Here is a 16,726-nt window from a genome sequence, read left to right on the forward strand (position 1 = left end):
CTATTTTTTTATAAGCAATTACAACCGCCCCTGTCCTTTTAGCCATTCCCTCACCAGGAACAACGCACTGACGTTGCGCGCTTCATTGAAATCAGGTTCTTCCAGCAGATCCATCAGATGCGCCAGCGGCCAGCGTACCTGCGGCAGCGGCTCGGGCTCGTCGCCCTCCAGCCACTCCGGGTAGAGATCTTCTGCCAGAACAATATTCATTTTGCTTGAGAAGTAGGACGGCGCCATGCTCAGTTTTTTCAGGAACGTGAGATCCTTCGCACCAAAACCCACCTCTTCTTTCAACTCACGGTTTGCTGCCTCAAAGACAGATTCACCCGGGTCGATAAGCCCTTTCGAGAACCCCAGCTCATAGGACTCTGTACCTACCGCATATTCGCGGATCAGAATCAGATGATCGTCAATAATCGGAACAATCATTACCGCTTCGCGCGTGGACGGACGCATACGTTCATAGACGCGACGCACGCCGTTGCTGAATTCCAGATCCACGCTTTCGACATTAAACAGACGCGACCTGGCGACAGTTTCAACATTCAGAATCGTGGGCTTTTGTAATGGTTTGCTCATATTGAGGGGTCTTTGCTGAGTGGACTCACGTCATTGTGCGATATGCCGCACGGGTTCGGCAACGTTCATCGCTCTGTATTTACATTTATGCAACTTATAGGGATTCATCCCTTATTTCAAACTGAAAGTCAAGAGGTTGAAATATGTCCAGGAATTTGCTGATATCCGCCATAGATTGCCTTTGCTATCATGACGGATCACTGGGACGCGTTTCAAATTGCTCAAGTTTGACTCCACACATGCCGATAGCCGAACACAGATTCTCATTCATTGTAAAAGGTGCAACTGATTACACCTGTAAAATAAGTAAGATGGGGAAAGCATGAGCACCATTTTGTTTTTTATCGCTGCTATGCTGGCCTGCGCAATGATTGCAGGGTGGGTGTACAGGCGTCGGGCAAAACGTCAGTATCGACTGCCCTTTTTAAATGCGTTTGCTGGCGCAGGCACGCGTAAACTCACTGCCGAAGAGCGCAGTGCCGTTGAGCAATATCTCGACGCCTTTAACCGCATTCAGCTAACGCCAGGCCCTACAGGCGCCAGCGCGGCACCGGTTTCCCTTACTCTGAATGCGCAGAGCAATACCGTGCTTTGCGTAACACGCTCTATTACCCGCTACGGCATTACCACTGACGATCCCAACAAGTGGCGTTATTACCTGGACTCTGCCGAAGTCCACCTGCCGCCGTTCTGGGAGCAGTACATCAATGATGAAAACAGCGTTGAACTGATTCAGACCGACTCCATTCCACTGGTGATTGCCCTTAACGGCCACACCATTGGTGAGTATGTGCAGGAAGCGCCTCGCTTTGCGCTGGAACATGTCAGCGCTACCCAGGCCTCTATCCGCGGTGAAGAGACCGAGCAAATCGAATTGCTTAATATCCGACAGGAGACGCACGAAGAGTATGCCTTAAGCCGCCCGGACGGGATCCGCGAAGCGGTACTGATTGTGGCCTCTTTCCTGCTGTTCTTTTTCTGCCTGGTAACGCCTGACGTGTTTGCTCCCTGGCTGGCTGGCGGCGGTGTTCTGCTGCTGGCTGCCGGTTTATGGGGGCTTTTTGCCCCGCCAGCGAAAAATACCCTGCGTGAAATTCACTGCCTGCGCGGTACGCCAAAACGCTGGGGTCTGTTTGGCGAGACCGATCAGGACCATATCAATATTTCGCTCGGTATTATCGACCTGATTTATCCCCGTCACTGGCAGCAGTGGATTGCCCAGGACATCGGACAAAAAACCGATATTGATATCTATCTCGACAGGCACGTCGTGCGCCAGGGGCGCTATTTATCCCTGCACGATGAAGTAAAAAACTTCCCCCTCCAGCACTGGCTGCGTAGTACCGTCATTGCGGGCGGCGCAGCCATTGTGCTGGCGATGCTGTTCTTCCTGGTGCCGCTGGATATGCCGCTCAAATTCACCCTGTCATGGATTAAAGGGGCGCAAACCGTTGAGGCCACCAGCGTCAAACAGCTTGAAGAAGCAGGTATTCGCGTGGGTGACACCCTGCGTCTGAAAGGAACAGGAATGTGTAACATCCACGCGCCTGGCACCTGGACGACCCGACAGAACTCGCCGTTCACGCCGTTTGACTGCTCACAACTTATCTGGAATGACGCCCCGCCGCTGCCGCTGCCGGAGTCCGACACCGTTAACAAAGCCGTTGCGTTAACCGAGGCGCTGAGTAACCAGCTCCACCCGAAACCAGACACGAACTCTCGCGTTAGCCCGGCGCTCCGCTCGGCCATTCAGAAGTCAGGCATGGTGCTGCTGGATGACTTCGGCGACATCGTAATGAAAACGCAGGATCTCTGTTCAGCGCAGGATGAGTGCGTGAGGCTGAAAAATGCGCTGGTGAATCTGGGTAACAGTAAAGACTGGGAGACGCTGGTCAAACGTGCCAGCGCCGGCCGACTGGATGGCGTGAACGTACTATTGCGCCCGGTTAGTGCGGAGTCTCTCGATAATCTGGTAGCGACCTCCACCGCGCCGTTCGTGATACGTGAAACCTCCCGTGCAGCGCAGGCGCTGAACAGCCCGGCTCCCGGTGGCTTTATCATTATCAGCGATGAAGGCACCGATCTGGTCGATCAACCCTATCCACCCGTGGCGTTGTATGACTATCCGCCTCAGGAACAGTGGGGCGAGTTCCAGCGCCTGGCGCAGATGCTGATGCAAACGCCGTTCAGCGCGGAGGGGATTGTCACCGGTATCTTTACCGATGCCAACGGCACCCGCCATGTTGATCTGCATCGTATGCCGGATAGCGCAGGGCTCTGGCGCTATATCTCCACCACCCTGCTGATGTTGGCGTTGGCTGTCTGTATTATCTGGAATGGTTTTCTGGCGCTGCGCCGCTATCAGCGCTCGCGCACTCGTCTGGATGAAATCCAGCAGTACTATGATAATTGCCTTAATCCGAAGCTCATCCCCTCTCCTGAAAGCCTGATCGGATAACGCTGCTGCGCGACAAGATGTGCTACCCTGTCGCGCATCTTTCTTCTGGCTGGAGAGTCCCCCCTCATGCACCTTGATATCACCTGGCAGGACGTTGATACCGTCCTGCTGGATATGGACGGCACGCTGCTCGACCTCGCGTTTGATAACTATTTCTGGCAAAAGCTGGTGCCGGAAACTTACGGCGCGCAGCAGGGCATCACTCCGGCAGAAGCCCAGGATTATATTCGTCAGCAGTATCATGCCGTGCAGCATACGCTAAACTGGTACTGCCTGGATTACTGGAGCGAGCGCCTCGGTCTGGATATCTGCGCGATGACCACCGCCCAGGGGGCACGCGCGGTACTGCGTGAAGACACGGTTCCTTTCCTGGAGGCGTTGAAAGCGTGCGGCAAGCGACGCATCTTGCTGACGAATGCGCATCCGCATAACCTGGCCGTGAAGCTGGAACATACCGGACTGGCCTCGCACCTTGATTTATTACTTTCCACCCACACATTTGGTTATCCGAAAGAGGATCAGCGTTTGTGGCAGGCGGTGGCTGAGCAAACCGGATTGCAGCCTGAAAGAACGCTGTTCATTGACGACAGTGAGCCGATTCTGGATGCCGCCGCGCAATTTGGTATCCGTTATTGTCTGGGTGTGACCAATCCTGATTCTGGTCTGGCAGAAAAAAGCTACCTGCGCCATCCGGGACTGAACGATTATCGCCGGATGATCCCCTCACTCAGCGTGAAGGAGACGCCATGAAAGAAAAACCCTCTGATGGGGTAAGACTGGATAAATGGCTGTGGGCTGCCCGTTTTTATAAAACGCGCGCCCTGGCCCGCGAGATGGTTGACGGCGGCAAAGTGCACTACAACGGGCAGCGCGCTAAGCCCAGCAAGATTGTTGAACTGAATGCCACCCTGACGCTGCGTCAGGGAAATGACGAGCGAACGGTGGTGATCAAAGCCATCACTGAACAACGTCGACCCGCGACCGAAGCCGTGTTGCTCTATGAAGAGACCGCAGAAAGCATCGAGAAACGCGAAAAAACGGCGCAGGCGCGCAAGCTGAATGCCCTGACCATGCCGCATCCCGACAGGCGACCGGACAAGAAAGAGCGCCGCAACCTGATAAAATTTAAATACGGCGAAAATGAGTAATCGTCGTTAAACGAGAGAAAACTATGGCCCAACACGACCAATTACACCGCTATCTGTTTGAGCAATTTGCTGTTCGCGGCGAGCTGGTGACTGTATCTGAAACCTGGCAGCAGATTCTGGAAAACCACAACTATCCGCTGCCAGTGAAAACCCTTCTTGGCGAGCTGCTGGTTGCCACCAGCCTGCTCACCGCCACGCTGAAGTTCGCGGGCGACATTACCGTGCAGTTGCAGGGTGACGGGCCAATGAACCTGGCCGTGATTAACGGTAATAACCAGCAGCAAATGCGCGGCGTTGCGCGCGTGCAGGGCGACATCCCGGAAGGTGCAGACCTGAAAACGCTGGTCGGCAACGGCTTCCTGGTGATCACAATCACCCCGGAAGAGGGCGAACGCTATCAGGGCGTGGTAGGTCTGGAAGGCGATACCCTGGCCGCCTGCCTGGAAGATTACTTTATGCGCTCCGAGCAGTTACCTACTCGTCTGTTTATCCGTACCGGCGAAGTAGAAGGTAAACCCGCCGCGGGCGGTATGCTGCTGCAGGTACTGCCAGCGCAGAATGCGCAGGGCGATGATTTCGAACACCTGGCCACGCTTACCGAAACCATCAAAGCGGAAGAGCTGCTGACGCTACCCGCGAATGATGTACTGTGGCGTTTGTATCACGAAGAAGAGGTCACGCTTTACGATCCACAGGATGTAGAGTTCAAGTGCACCTGTTCCCGTGAACGCTGTGCAGGCGCACTGAAAACGCTGCCGGATGAAGAGATCGACAGCATTCTGGCGGAAGACGGTGAGATCGACATGAACTGCGATTACTGCGGTTCACACTATGTCTTTAATGCCATGGATATAGCAGAAATTCGTAATAACGCCTCTCCGGCGGATCCGCAGGTTCACTAATCCTGTTATGAACTGCCCTCTCTGCAGGGCAGTTCATCTTCTTCTCGCTTCCTTTTTCCCGCGCCTCCCAGCCTGACTCATCTTTTTCTCTTCGTTTACGTTATGTGAATCACTTTCCATTCTGTAAGTATTACGTAATTTACTTTCATGTATGCGATTACATTCACATTCTTTTGGATTAAATCACCACCTCTTAACCTTTTAGGAACATTTTCTCCAACCAAAAAATGAATCCTGCCATAATCTGTGCCGCGGAGTGACAGGAGTTACAGCGTTTTCCGTTAAAATGGTTTTGTCCGGATACGTAAATCTATGAGCCCCGTCGCGGTCAACAAACTCAGAAAAACCCTACAATTTTAGGCAGTACATATTGGCTAAGGAGCAGTGACATGCGCGTTAAAAGTTTAACCCCGCAAGATCTCAAGGCTTATGGTATTCACGACGTCCAGGAAATCGTTTATAACCCCGATTACGATACGCTGTATCAGGAAGAGCTTAATCCGGCACTGGAAGGCTACGAACGCGGGATATTAACGAATACCGGCGCTATCGCCGTTGATACCGGTATCTTTACCGGCCGTTCGCCAAAAGATAAGTATATTGTCCGTGACGACACTACCCGTGACACCCTGTGGTGGGCAGATAACGGTAAAGGGAAAAACGACAACAAACCGCTTTCCCCTGAAACCTGGCAGCATCTGAAATCGCTGGTCACCCATCAACTTTCTGGCAAGCGTCTGTTTATTATCGACGCTTTCTGTGGTGCCAATGCCGATACCCGTCTCTCGGTGCGCTTTATCACTGAGGTGGCCTGGCAGGCACATTTCGTCAAAAACATGTTTATCCGCCCGACCGATGAAGAATTACAGGATTTCGAACCTGACTTTATCGTGATGAACGGCGCGAAGTGCACCAACCCGCAGTGGAAAGAGCAGGGGCTGAATTCCGAGAACTTTGTGGCATTCAACCTCACGGAGCGTATTCAGCTGATTGGCGGAACATGGTACGGCGGCGAAATGAAAAAAGGGATGTTCTCGGTCATGAACTACCTGCTGCCGCTGAAAGGCATTGCCTCTATGCACTGCTCGGCTAACGTGGGCGAGAAGGGTGACGTAGCGATCTTCTTCGGCCTTTCCGGCACTGGAAAGACGACCCTCTCCACCGATCCGAAGCGCCGTCTGATTGGCGATGATGAACATGGCTGGGATGATGACGGCGTGTTTAACTTCGAAGGCGGGTGCTATGCCAAGACCATTCGTCTCTCACCCGAAGCGGAGCCGGATATCTATCAGGCCATCCGTCGCGACGCGCTGCTGGAGAACGTCACCGTCCGTGCCGACGGTAGCGTCGATTTTGACGATGCGTCAAAAACCGAAAACACCCGCGTGAGTTACCCGATTTACCATATCGACAATATTGTGAAGCCGGTATCGAAAGCGGGTCATGCCACGAAGGTCATCTTCCTTACCGCCGATGCGTTTGGCGTACTGCCGCCGGTATCTCGTCTGACCGCGAGCCAGACTCAGTATCACTTTCTTTCGGGCTTTACCGCCAAGCTGGCAGGTACCGAACGTGGCGTCACCGAGCCGACCCCGACCTTCTCGGCCTGTTTTGGCGCAGCGTTTCTCTCTCTGCACCCAACGCAGTATGCCGAAGTGCTGGTGAAGCGCATGCAGGCAGCCGGTGCGCAGGCGTACCTGGTAAATACCGGCTGGAACGGCACCGGCAAGCGTATCTCGATTAAAGATACCCGCGCCATTATCGACGCCATTCTGAATGGTTCGCTGGATGATGCGGAAACCTTTACGTTGCCGATGTTTGATCTGGCCATCCCAACGGCGCTGCCGGGCGTAGAGACGCGCATTCTCGATCCGCGTAATACCTACGGCTCACCGGAGCAGTGGCAAGAAAAAGCGCAATCGCTGGCGAAGCTGTTTATTGAGAACTTCGAGAAGTATACCGATACCCCGGCGGGCGCTGCGCTGGTGAGTGCGGGACCCAAGTAAAGGTAAAAGTAAAAAGGCAACGAACGTTGCCTTTTTTCATGTTTTCTTTCTCTCCCCGAGGGAGAGGGCCGCGGTGAGGGCATCAGACCGCACCTTTAAGATCTAACTCTCTTTCACCTGCCCTCGCGTAACCGGCACCGGTAACCAGGCACGAATGCTCAACCCGCCCCGCTCACTGGTACCAATCTCCAGCAGGCCGTTATGGTTATCAACAATACGCTGCACAATCGCCAGGCCAAGACCGGTCCCGCTCGTGCTACGGGCACTGTCGCCACGCACAAACGGCTGAAACAGGTGCTTACGCTGCTCAGGTTTAATGCCCGGGCCGTCATCCTCCACCTGGAACCAGGCGCGGTTCAGTTCAGAACCGCTGCTCACTCTGATCCAGCCATTACCATAGCGGGCAGCGTTCACCACCATATTGGCGATAGCGCGTTTGATGGAGAGCGGGTGCATACGCACCTGAATTTCGCCTGGCTGCATCGCGGTTTCGATTTCGCGTTCATAACCACTCTCTGCTGCCACCACTTCACCCAGCACCGCGTTCAGATCGGCCATCTCCATGGGCATCTCCTGCCCGGTACGCAGGTAGTCAATGAACTGCTCGATAATGGCATTGCACTCTTCGATGTCTTTATTAATCGACTCGGCGAGATACCCGTCCTCTTCGCCCATCATCTCTGTCGCCAGACGGATGCGCGTAAGCGGCGTTCGCAGATCATGGCTGACACCCGCCATCAATAGCGTTCGGTCATCCGCCAGTTGCTTCACCCCTGCCGCCATATGGTTAAAGGCACGGGTTACCGACCGCACTTCCGATGCGCCATATTCACGCAGCGGCGGCGGAATAATCCCTCTACCGACCTGCAGCGCAGCATGCTCCAGGTCGACAAGGGGTCGGTTTTGTATACGGATGAATAGCCATGCGCCGCCTATCGCCAGCAGCATAATGGCCAGGGTGTAACGGAACAGCGGCGAGAAGTCGCCCTGGTGGATTTCGGTGAGCGGTACGCGTACCCAGATATTGGGTGACAGCCAGGTTTTCAGCCAGACGACCGGCGAGCTTTTGTTAACCTCGACGCGCACTTCCGTCGGGCCACCCAACTGCTGCGCCATCTGCTGGCTGAGAAATTCATAGTGCTGGGCCCAGCGCAGGCCTGCGTCTTCCGCCGCTTCGTTTGAATAGAGCGATATCCCCAGCTCCCGGTAAATTTCACGGCGGAACGCCGGCGGAACCACCAGCTGGGTGCCATCTTCCAGCTGCAGTTTATCGGTCATCAGCATACGGACTTCGTACGCCAGAACCTTATTAAACTGTTGAAGACTAGGCAGAATCGCAAAGTTCAGCACCACCAGATAGGTCGTCACCAGGCTGACGAACAGCAAGGTGACGATCAATAACAGGGTGCGGGCAAACGAGCTTCGCGGCGAGAAACGCATTCGCCTCATGCTTTAGAGCCGTCCGGCACAAATACGTAGCCCAGGCCCCAGACGGTCTGGATATAGCGCGGATGCGCGGGATCTTCTTCCACCATGCGACGCAGGCGAGAGATCTGCACGTCGATGGAGCGCTCCATGGCGGAATATTCGCGGCCACGCGCCAGGTTCATCAGCTTATCGCGCGAGAGCGGCTCACGCGGGTGGCTGACCAGCGCTTTCAGAACCGCGAACTCACCGCTGGTGAGCGGCATTGGCTCATCTTCGCGGAACATCTCGCGGGTGCCGAGGTTAAGCTTAAACTTACCGAAAGCGATAACCGCCTCTTCCTGAGAAGGCGCGCCCGGCAGTTCGTTCGCCTGGCGGCGCAGCACCGCGCGGATACGCGCCAGCAGTTCGCGCGGGTTAAACGGTTTTGGAATGTAGTCGTCGGCGCCGATCTCCAGCCCTACGATACGGTCAACTTCTTCCCCTTTCGCCGTCACCATAATGATTGGCATCGGGTTGCTTTGACTGCGCAGACGGCGGCAAATAGACAGGCCATCTTCGCCCGGTAACATCAGATCCAGTACCATCAGGTGGAAGGATTCACGGGTCAGCAGGCGGTCCATCTGTTCGGCGTTGGCTACGCTACGAACCTGGAAGCCCTGCTCGGTCAGATAACGCTCAAGCAGCGCGCGCAGGCGCATGTCGTCATCTACCACCAGAATCTTATAATTCTCTTGCATTGTGTGTACTCCCAAAGGTTCGGATACTCTTGAAGAACGTATTCTAAAAAAGTGCGCGTCTACGACCAGCTAATTCTGGTATAAATTCTAGTCGAAATTGTTACAAAGCATATTTAACAGCAGCTTATCTGCATAATCCATCACATAAATCATTATTAATCCTGTCTGTTACGCTCAGTGATACCTAATGTGCGTAAATGAGACAGGCCAGGTAGTAAGGCAAGATGATGAAAACGCCCCTGATCACCCGCGAAGGGTATGAGAACCTCAAGAAAGAGCTGGATACCCTGTGGCGCGAAGAGCGCCCGGAAGTGACAAAAAAAGTGACCTGGGCGGCTAGCCTGGGCGATCGCAGTGAAAATGCGGACTACCAGTACAACAAAAAGCGGTTACGCGAAATCGACCGCCGGGTGCGTTACCTGACCAAATGCCTGGAGAACCTGAAAATCGTCGATTACTCCCCCCAGCAGGAGGGCAAAGTCTTCTTTGGCGCCTGGGTTGAAATTGAAAACGACGACGGCGATCTCAAGCGTTTTCGCATTGTCGGCTACGATGAAATTTTTGGTCGTAAGGATTACATCTCCATCGACTCCCCCATGGCCCGCGCGCTGTTGAAAAAAGAGGTAGGGGATATCGCCATCGTCCATACCCCTGCGGGTGAAGCGAGCTGGTACGTGAATGAGATCCAGTACGTTAAATAGTCCGAGAGCACCCTCCCCGGCTGGCATTTTGCGGTGCCAGCCCGTATAACTATCCCCCTGATTTTTGATCCACAAGATGAACCAATCATGATGAAAGAGTCGCTCTGCCGCATTATTGCGGGTGATATTCAGGCCAGAGCCGAACAGGTAGAAGCTGCCGTTCGCCTGCTTGACGAAGGGAACACCGTGCCGTTTATTGCACGTTATCGTAAGGAAGTCACCGGCGGCCTGGATGATACCCAGTTGCGTAACCTGGAGACCCGTCTGGGCTACCTTCGCGAACTGGAAGACCGACGTCAGGCGATCCTGAAATCCATCGGCGAACAGGGCAAGCTGACCAGCGATCTGGAAAAAGCCATCAATGGCACCCTGAGCAAAACGGAATTAGAAGATCTCTATCTGCCCTACAAACCGAAGCGCCGCACGCGCGGGCAGATTGCGATTGAAGCGGGCCTGGAGCCGCTGGCCGATCTGCTGTGGAACGACCCCTCGCATGACCCGGAAACAGAAGCCGCCAAATTTATCGACGCCGACAAAGGGGTGGCGGATACCAAGGCCGCGCTCGACGGAGCACGCTACATTCTGATGGAGCGTTTTGCCGAAGATGCCGCCCTGCTCGCCAGGGTGCGTGATTATCTCTGGAAGAATGCCCACATTGTTGCCACCGTGGTGGCAGGGAAGGAGGAAGAAGGCGCGAAATTCCGCGACTACTTCGATCACCATGAGCCGATTGCTACCGCCCCTTCTCACCGTGCGCTGGCGATGTTCCGCGGCCGCAACGAAGGTGTGCTGCAGCTCTCCCTGAATGCTGACCCGCAGTTTGACGAGCCGCCAAAAGAGAGCCATTGCGAGCAGATCATTGCCGACCACCTCAATCTTCGCCTGAACAACGCCCCGGCAGACAGCTGGCGCAAAAACGTGGTGAGCTGGACCTGGCGCATCAAGATCTTAATGCACCTCGAAACCGAACTGATGGGCACCGTCCGCGAACGCGCGGAAGACGAGGCGATCAACGTCTTCGCCCGTAACCTGCATGACCTGCTGATGGCCGCGCCTGCTGGCCTGCGCGCGACCATGGGTCTCGATCCGGGTCTGCGTACCGGCGTGAAAGTGGCCGTGGTTGACGGCACCGGCAAGCTGGTTGCCACCGATACCATCTATCCACATACCGGCCAGGCCGCGAAAGCCGCCGTTGCGGTGGCCGCCCTGTGCGAGAAATATAACGTCGAGCTGGTGGCGATTGGCAACGGCACGGCGTCGCGTGAAACCGAGCGTTTCTACCTTGACGTGCAGAAGCAGTTCCCGAAAGTGACGGCGCAGAAAGTGATTGTCAGCGAGGCGGGCGCCTCCGTCTATTCCGCATCTGAACTGGCGGCCCAGGAGTTCCCGGATCTGGACGTTTCTCTGCGCGGTGCGGTCTCTATCGCCCGTCGTCTGCAGGATCCGCTGGCAGAGCTGGTGAAGATTGATCCGAAATCCATCGGCGTGGGCCAGTATCAACACGACGTCAGCCAGACGCAGCTGGCGCGTAAGCTGGATGCGGTGGTGGAAGACTGCGTAAACGCCGTTGGCGTAGACCTGAACACCGCCTCCGTTCCTCTTCTGACCCGCGTGGCAGGCTTAACCCGCATGATGGCGCAGAACATCGTCGCCTGGCGTGACGAGAACGGCCAGTTCCAGAACCGCCAGCAGTTACTGAAGGTCAGCCGCCTGGGGCCGAAAGCTTTTGAGCAGTGCGCGGGCTTCCTGCGTATTAACCACGGCGACAACCCGCTCGATGCCTCCACCGTTCACCCGGAAGCCTACCCGGTTGTGGAGCGTATTCTGGCCGCCACCCAGCAGGCGCTGAAAGATCTGATGGGCGACAACAGCGCGCTGCGCAACCTGAAGGCCGTCGATTTCACCGACGAGCAGTTCGGCGTGCCGACGGTCACCGACATCATCAAAGAGCTGGAAAAACCGGGCCGCGACCCGCGTCCTGAATTTAAAACCGCCACCTTTGCCGACGGCGTCGAGACCATGAACGACCTGCTGCCAGGCATGGTGCTGGAAGGCGCGGTAACCAACGTCACCAACTTTGGCGCGTTTGTTGATATTGGCGTCCATCAGGATGGCCTGGTTCACATCTCTTCGCTGGCCGATAAGTTCGTGGAAGACCCGCACACCGTGGTCAAAGCGGGCGACATCGTGAAAGTGAAGGTGCTGGAAGTGGACCTGCAGCGCAAGCGTATTGCCCTGACCATGCGTCTGGATGAGCAGCCGGGCGAGACCAACGCGCGCCGTGGTAACGGCGGCGGCGCTCGCGATCAGCAGCGTCCGGCAGCCAAAGCGGCGAAACCGCGCGGGCGTGATGCACAGCCAGCGGGTAATAGCGCGATGATGGATGCCCTGGCGGCAGCCATGGGTAAAAAACGCTAAACCTCTCTACCCTCTCCAGCCGGAGAGGGTATTTAATCCTGTAATAGTATTGCTTTATTCCTCACCCTTTATTTCATTCTGAAACCGATTGCACATCCATTATTAAACTGTAATTTATCACTCCATTAACAAATAAGTCATTTTTTCCACGAATCGAATATTCATTAAATATTGAGCAAGGTCAAACAGCCCGCAAATTAATAGCGCTATGCACATTTCGTCACAGTTTGAATATTGCTGGTAGTAACCATTCTCATTATCATTGCATCTGTTTATTATTTCACCTCAGTGTAAGTAGGCACTATGCAATTCACTCCAGACAGTGCATGGAAGATCACCGGATTCACGCGTGAAATCAGCCCGGCTTATCGACAGAAACTCCTGTCATTGGGCATGTTGCCGGGGTCCTCGTTCCAGGTCGTGCGGGTAGCACCTCTGGGCGATCCCATACATATCGAGACGCGCCGGGTGAACCTGGTGCTGCGCAAAAAAGATCTCGCATTCATTGAAGTCGAAGCCATGCCTCAATAATCCGCCAGCCGTCACCACGAGTTTTGAAAAATGAATAAATTAACCATTGGCTTAATTGGCAATCCAAATTCCGGCAAGACCACATTATTTAATCAATTAACTGGCGCACGTCAGCGCGTGGGAAACTGGGCGGGCGTTACGGTTGAACGAAAAGAGGGACAATTTTCGACGACGGATAATAATGTCACGCTGGTTGACCTGCCGGGTACCTATTCTCTTACCACTATCTCGTCGCAAACCTCGCTCGATGAACAAATAGCTTGTCACTATATTTTGAGCGGCGATGCAGATTTACTGATTAACGTGGTGGATGCCTCTAACCTCGAGCGCAATCTCTATCTGACATTACAGCTGCTGGAGCTTGGGATCCCCTGCGTGGTGGCGCTGAACATGCTCGATATTGCGGAGAAACAGAAAGTCCGCATCGATATCGACGCGCTGGCCGCGCGCCTCGGCTGCCCGGTGGTGCCGCTTATCTCTACCCGTGGGCGTGGTATCGATGCCCTGAAGCTGGCCATTGACCGTCACCAGAAAAATAGTGACCTTGAGCTGGTGCACTACCCTCGCCCGCTGCTGCGCGAAGCCGATCGGCTGGCGCAATTCATGGACCCGACGATGCCGCAAAAACAGCGCCGCTGGCTTGGTCTGCAGATGCTGGAAGGAGATATCTACAGCCGCGCTTTTGCCGGCAATGCCGCCCAAAAACTGGAGGCGTCGCTGGCCCATCTCAGCGAAGAGCTGGATGACCCGGCCCTACATATCGCCGATGCCCGCTATCAGAGTATCGCCGCCGTCTGCGAAGTGGTTAGCAATACCCTGACCGCTGAGCCCAGCCGCTTCACCGCTGCGGTAGATCGCATTATCCTCAACCGCTTCCTCGGTCTGCCCGTCTTCCTGCTGGTGATGTATTTGATGTTCTTGCTGGCAATCAACATTGGCGGGGCGCTGCAACCGCTGTTTGACGTCGGCTCGGTGGCAATCTTCATTCACGGTTTGCAATGGCTCGGCTACACCCTGCACTTCCCCGAATGGCTGACCATTTTCCTCGCCCAGGGGATTGGCGGCGGGATCAACACCGTTCTGCCGCTGGTTCCCCAGATTGGCATGATGTATTTGTTCCTCTCCTTCCTGGAGGACTCTGGCTACATGGCCCGCGCGGCTTTTGTGATGGACCGTCTGATGCAGGCGCTGGGTCTGCCGGGCAAATCTTTTGTGCCGCTGATTGTCGGCTTCGGCTGTAACGTCCCGTCGGTAATGGGGGCGCGAACCCTGGATGCGCCACGTGAACGTCTGATGACCATCATGATGGCACCCTTTATGTCCTGCGGCGCGCGTCTGGCGATTTTCGCCGTCTTTGCGGCGGCGTTCTTCGGCCAGCAGGGAGCGCTGGTGGTCTTCTCGCTGTACGTCCTCGGGATTGTGATGGCTATTCTTACCGGCCTGATGCTGAAGCACACCATTATGCGTGGCGAAGCGTCGCCCTTCGTAATGGAGTTGCCGGTCTACCACGTCCCGCACCTGAAAAGCCTGTTGATTCAAACATGGCAGCGTCTTAAAGGCTTCGTGGTGCGCGCCGGTAAAGTGATCGTGGTGGTCAGTATTTTCCTTAGCGCCCTGAATAGCTTCACCCTCAGCGGGAAAGCGGCCGATAACATCAACGACTCCGCGCTGGCCTCCGTCAGCCGCGTCATCACGCCGCTGTTCAAACCCATCGGCGTGCATGAGGATAACTGGCAGGCCACCGTTGGGCTGTTTACCGGTGCGATGGCTAAAGAGGTGGTCGTCGGGACACTGAACACGCTCTACACCGCCGAAAACATTCAGGAAGAGGCCTTTAACCCGGCGGAATTTCACCTCGGTGACGAGCTGTACAGCGCCGTGGATGAAACCTGGCAGAGCCTGAAAGAGACCTTCAGCCTGAGCGTGCTGGCCAACCCCATCGAAGCCAGCAAAGGCGACGGTGAAATGGCGACCGGCGCCATGGGCGTGATGAGCGAGAAATTCGGCAGCGCCTCAGCCGCCTACAGCTATCTGATCTTCGTTCTGCTCTATATTCCGTGCATCTCGGTTATGGGGGCGATTGCCCGCGAGTCCAGCCGCGGCTGGATGGGCTTCTCCGTACTGTGGGGGCTAAACATCGCGTATTCGCTCTCTACGCTCTTCTATCAGACGGTCAATTTCAGGCAGCATCCGCAGTTCAGCCTGGTCTCTATTCTGGCGGTGGTGTTGTTCAACGTGGTACTGCTTGGCATGCTGCGCCGGGCGCGCAGTCGCGTGGATATTAACCTGCTGGCGACACGTAAAACGCCGGCTCACTGCTGCGACAGCCCGGCAGAAAGTTGCCACTAAGGAGCGCAATATGGCATCGATGATTGATGTTCGCGATTTACTGGCGCTCCAGGGAAGAATGGAGGCGAAACAGATCGGTCTTCGTCTGCATATCCCGCAGGCGCTGGTGGATGCCATGCTGCACCGTCTTGAGGCGATGGGTAAAGCAGTACGTATTCAGGAGGAGCGCGAAAATTGCCTCTCCGGCAGCTGTAAAAGTTGCCCCGAAGGGAAAGCCTGCCTCAGAGAGTGGTGGGCACTGCGTTAATCAGGAAGCCGGGCATCACTGCCCGGCTCGCCTCGCTTACTTAAAGACTTCTGCGGTTGCGCGTACGTTTTTCGTATCTTTATTGGCGCTGGTAACCACAAAATATTTTCCGCCCATTTCGTCCGCTTTCTGTGAAAGCTCTTTTTTAGCGTCCATTGGCGCCGTGGTGTCAGACGTTGAAATCTCACCGACTTTGGTCAAATTCATCTCTTTCGCTTTGTCTTTTTCCAGCTCCTGTGCCGCAAAGACGCCAAAAGAAAGTGACCCGATAACCAGAGATGTAACAATACCTGTAACAAGTTTCATAGTCATAACTCCCAAAGAAATTGTTGTTTTGATAGTCGTAGGCAGAACAACCGCAACGACTTCTTGAGTATTGTTGCGGCACGTGACTTTTGCCAGGCGGATTAAAAAACAATCATTCGATGCGTTGACGTAGCGCAATCAGCGCGGCGCAAAATTCGGCGGGATGAGAGACAAACGGCGCATGTGCCGCTTTAGGGATTACCAGCGATTCGCTATCAGGCCATAGCGCATCCAGCAAGGGGACGATCTTGCGCGGTACCAGCCCATCCAGGTAGCCGTAGATCCGCAGATGCGGCATCGCCAGCGCAGCCAGCGGCGCGCGCAGATCGACCGTTTTTAGTATCTCCAGTCCACCGTTCAGCACGCTGACGTCGGGCATTGGCAAAGACAGCACGGTGCTTTTGAGCAGGCGCGCATCCTGGCGAGCAGTGTCGGTGCCCATGGTTTGTAGCGCCAGAAAACGCTCTACCGTGCGCTGAAAATCGTCACTCAGCTGTTGCTGGAACCCGGCTAACACCTCGGGTTTGATACCCGGCCACCCCTCACGCGCACTAAAGCAAGGCGAGGATGCCACCGTCACCAGCGCCTGAACGCGCGTCGGGTGCGTCAGTGCGATCTGGCTCGCCACCAGCCCGCCCAGACTCCAGCCGAGCCAGATCGCGTTTTGCGGCGCACGTTCCAGAACCTCTTCGGCCATCGCCTCCAGCGTCAGGGCCTGATAGCCGCGGCTGCGGCCGAAACCGGGCAGATCCACCAGGTGCAGGGTAAAGTGCGAGGCGAGTTCCTCGCGAATTGTATTCCATACTTCGGCATTCAGCCCCCATCCGTGCAGCAGCACAAGATGACAATTTCCTGTGCCTACGGTCTGCCACCAAAGACTCTTCATCGCTTACTGTTCTCTTTTATCTACAAGGAG

General features: G+C 55.3%; 15 protein-coding genes. 10 read left to right on the forward strand and 5 right to left on the reverse strand.

The genetic code is table 11. The annotated features are described in order from the left end of the window. Positions 1–18: 18 nt before the first annotated feature. A complete protein-coding gene (nudE, locus tag B2Q93_RS07710; RefSeq protein WP_046886761.1) occupies positions 19–579 on the reverse strand; it encodes an ADP compounds hydrolase NudE in 561 nt (186 codons plus the stop codon). Positions 580–901: 322 nt separating this feature from the next. Between nudE and B2Q93_RS07715 the strand changes: the two genes are divergently transcribed. From B2Q93_RS07715 to pckA, 5 genes are all read left to right on the forward strand, one after another. Further along, positions 902–3,037, forward strand: coding sequence for an intracellular growth attenuator family protein (locus B2Q93_RS07715; RefSeq protein WP_046886762.1), 2,136 nt, complete (start codon positions 902–904; stop codon positions 3,035–3,037). Between the two features lie 66 nt (positions 3,038–3,103). Next, a complete protein-coding gene (gene yrfG, locus B2Q93_RS07720; protein ID WP_207292523.1) occupies positions 3,104–3,787 on the forward strand; it encodes a GMP/IMP nucleotidase in 684 nt (227 codons plus the stop codon). Continuing rightward, complete coding sequence (hslR, locus tag B2Q93_RS07725; protein WP_040078288.1) at positions 3,784–4,185, forward strand: ribosome-associated heat shock protein Hsp15; 402 nt, start codon at positions 3,784–3,786, stop codon at positions 4,183–4,185. The genes yrfG and hslR overlap by 4 nt, the downstream gene beginning before the upstream one ends. 23 nt (positions 4,186–4,208) lie before the next feature. Further along, positions 4,209–5,087 carry an Hsp33 family molecular chaperone HslO gene (hslO, locus tag B2Q93_RS07730; protein ID WP_040078654.1) on the forward strand — a complete coding sequence of 293 codons (879 nt, stop codon included), beginning with the start codon at positions 4,209–4,211 and terminating at the stop codon, positions 5,085–5,087. A gap of 389 nt (positions 5,088–5,476) precedes the next feature. Beyond that, positions 5,477–7,093, forward strand: a complete 1,617-nt coding sequence (gene pckA / locus B2Q93_RS07735) for a phosphoenolpyruvate carboxykinase (ATP) (RefSeq protein ID WP_286932432.1) — start codon at positions 5,477–5,479, stop codon at positions 7,091–7,093. Between the two features lie 102 nt (positions 7,094–7,195). On the opposite strand, the gene envZ is transcribed toward pckA, so the two are convergent. Together envZ and ompR are read right to left on the reverse strand one after the other, a co-directional pair. Next, positions 7,196–8,542: a two-component system sensor histidine kinase EnvZ gene (gene envZ, locus B2Q93_RS07740; protein ID WP_046886764.1), complete on the reverse strand. Its 1,347-nt coding sequence runs from the start codon at positions 8,540–8,542 to the stop codon at positions 7,196–7,198. Next, on the reverse strand, positions 8,539–9,258 hold the full coding sequence (ompR, locus tag B2Q93_RS07745; protein ID WP_001157751.1) for a two-component system response regulator OmpR: 720 nt from the start codon (positions 9,256–9,258) through the stop codon (positions 8,539–8,541). The genes envZ and ompR overlap by 4 nt, the downstream gene beginning before the upstream one ends. Before the next feature lie 227 nt (positions 9,259–9,485). Between ompR and greB the strand changes: the two genes are divergently transcribed. The 5 genes from greB to feoC all read left to right on the forward strand — a co-directional run bounded on the left by greB (position 9,486) and on the right by feoC (position 15,504). Then, entirely contained in the window at positions 9,486–9,959 is a 474-nt protein-coding gene (gene greB / locus B2Q93_RS07750; protein WP_040078285.1) for a transcription elongation factor GreB, read from the forward strand. An 87-nt stretch (positions 9,960–10,046) separates the two neighbouring features. Next, entirely contained in the window at positions 10,047–12,377 is a 2,331-nt protein-coding gene (locus B2Q93_RS07755) for a Tex family protein (RefSeq protein WP_212478412.1), read from the forward strand. 303 nt (positions 12,378–12,680) lie between these two features. Beyond that, a complete protein-coding gene (gene feoA / locus B2Q93_RS07760) occupies positions 12,681–12,908 on the forward strand; it encodes a ferrous iron transporter A (RefSeq protein WP_040078283.1) in 228 nt (75 codons plus the stop codon). A gap of 30 nt (positions 12,909–12,938) precedes the next feature. Beyond that, on the forward strand, positions 12,939–15,257 hold the full coding sequence (gene feoB, locus B2Q93_RS07765; protein WP_286932441.1) for a Fe(2+) transporter permease subunit FeoB: 2,319 nt from the start codon (positions 12,939–12,941) through the stop codon (positions 15,255–15,257). Positions 15,258–15,267: 10 nt separating this feature from the next. Further along, complete coding sequence (gene feoC / locus B2Q93_RS07770; protein WP_286758442.1) at positions 15,268–15,504, forward strand: [Fe-S]-dependent transcriptional repressor FeoC; 237 nt, start codon at positions 15,268–15,270, stop codon at positions 15,502–15,504. Positions 15,505–15,540: 36 nt separating this feature from the next. On the opposite strand, the gene B2Q93_RS07775 is transcribed toward feoC, so the two are convergent. Together B2Q93_RS07775 and bioH are read right to left on the reverse strand one after the other, a co-directional pair. Further along, positions 15,541–15,810: a YdgH/BhsA/McbA-like domain containing protein gene (locus B2Q93_RS07775; RefSeq protein ID WP_040078280.1), complete on the reverse strand. Its 270-nt coding sequence runs from the start codon at positions 15,808–15,810 to the stop codon at positions 15,541–15,543. A gap of 112 nt (positions 15,811–15,922) precedes the next feature. Next, positions 15,923–16,696 carry a pimeloyl-ACP methyl ester esterase BioH gene (gene bioH / locus B2Q93_RS07780; RefSeq protein ID WP_212478410.1) on the reverse strand — a complete coding sequence of 258 codons (774 nt, stop codon included), beginning with the start codon at positions 16,694–16,696 and terminating at the stop codon, positions 15,923–15,925. Between the last annotated feature and the right edge of the window lie 30 nt (positions 16,697–16,726).

It is taken from the genome of Leclercia sp. UBA5958, assembly GCF_002430365.1.
Classification (GTDB): domain Bacteria; phylum Pseudomonadota; class Gammaproteobacteria; order Enterobacterales; family Enterobacteriaceae; genus Enterobacter; species Enterobacter pneumoniae.

Excerpts from the sequence above, each read along its gene's own strand:
- nudE (WP_046886761.1), bottom strand. The coding sequence starts at position 579 with ATGAGCAAACCATTACAAAAGCCCACGATTCTGAATGTTGAAACTGTC.
- B2Q93_RS07715 (WP_046886762.1), top strand. The coding sequence starts at position 902 with ATGAGCACCATTTTGTTTTTTATCGCTGCTATGCTGGCCTGCGCAATG.
- yrfG (WP_207292523.1), top strand. The coding sequence starts at position 3,104 with ATGCACCTTGATATCACCTGGCAGGACGTTGATACCGTCCTGCTGGAT.
- hslR (WP_040078288.1), top strand. The coding sequence starts at position 3,784 with ATGAAAGAAAAACCCTCTGATGGGGTAAGACTGGATAAATGGCTGTGG.
- hslO (WP_040078654.1), top strand. The coding sequence starts at position 4,209 with ATGGCCCAACACGACCAATTACACCGCTATCTGTTTGAGCAATTTGCT.
- pckA (WP_286932432.1), top strand. The coding sequence starts at position 5,477 with ATGCGCGTTAAAAGTTTAACCCCGCAAGATCTCAAGGCTTATGGTATT.
- envZ (WP_046886764.1), bottom strand. The coding sequence starts at position 8,542 with ATGAGGCGAATGCGTTTCTCGCCGCGAAGCTCGTTTGCCCGCACCCTG.
- ompR (WP_001157751.1), bottom strand. The coding sequence starts at position 9,258 with ATGCAAGAGAATTATAAGATTCTGGTGGTAGATGACGACATGCGCCTG.
- greB (WP_040078285.1), top strand. The coding sequence starts at position 9,486 with ATGAAAACGCCCCTGATCACCCGCGAAGGGTATGAGAACCTCAAGAAA.
- B2Q93_RS07755 (WP_212478412.1), top strand. The coding sequence starts at position 10,047 with ATGATGAAAGAGTCGCTCTGCCGCATTATTGCGGGTGATATTCAGGCC.
- feoA (WP_040078283.1), top strand. The coding sequence starts at position 12,681 with ATGCAATTCACTCCAGACAGTGCATGGAAGATCACCGGATTCACGCGT.
- feoB (WP_286932441.1), top strand. The coding sequence starts at position 12,939 with ATGAATAAATTAACCATTGGCTTAATTGGCAATCCAAATTCCGGCAAG.
- feoC (WP_286758442.1), top strand. The coding sequence starts at position 15,268 with ATGGCATCGATGATTGATGTTCGCGATTTACTGGCGCTCCAGGGAAGA.
- B2Q93_RS07775 (WP_040078280.1), bottom strand. The coding sequence starts at position 15,810 with ATGAAACTTGTTACAGGTATTGTTACATCTCTGGTTATCGGGTCACTT.
- bioH (WP_212478410.1), bottom strand. The coding sequence starts at position 16,696 with ATGAAGAGTCTTTGGTGGCAGACCGTAGGCACAGGAAATTGTCATCTT.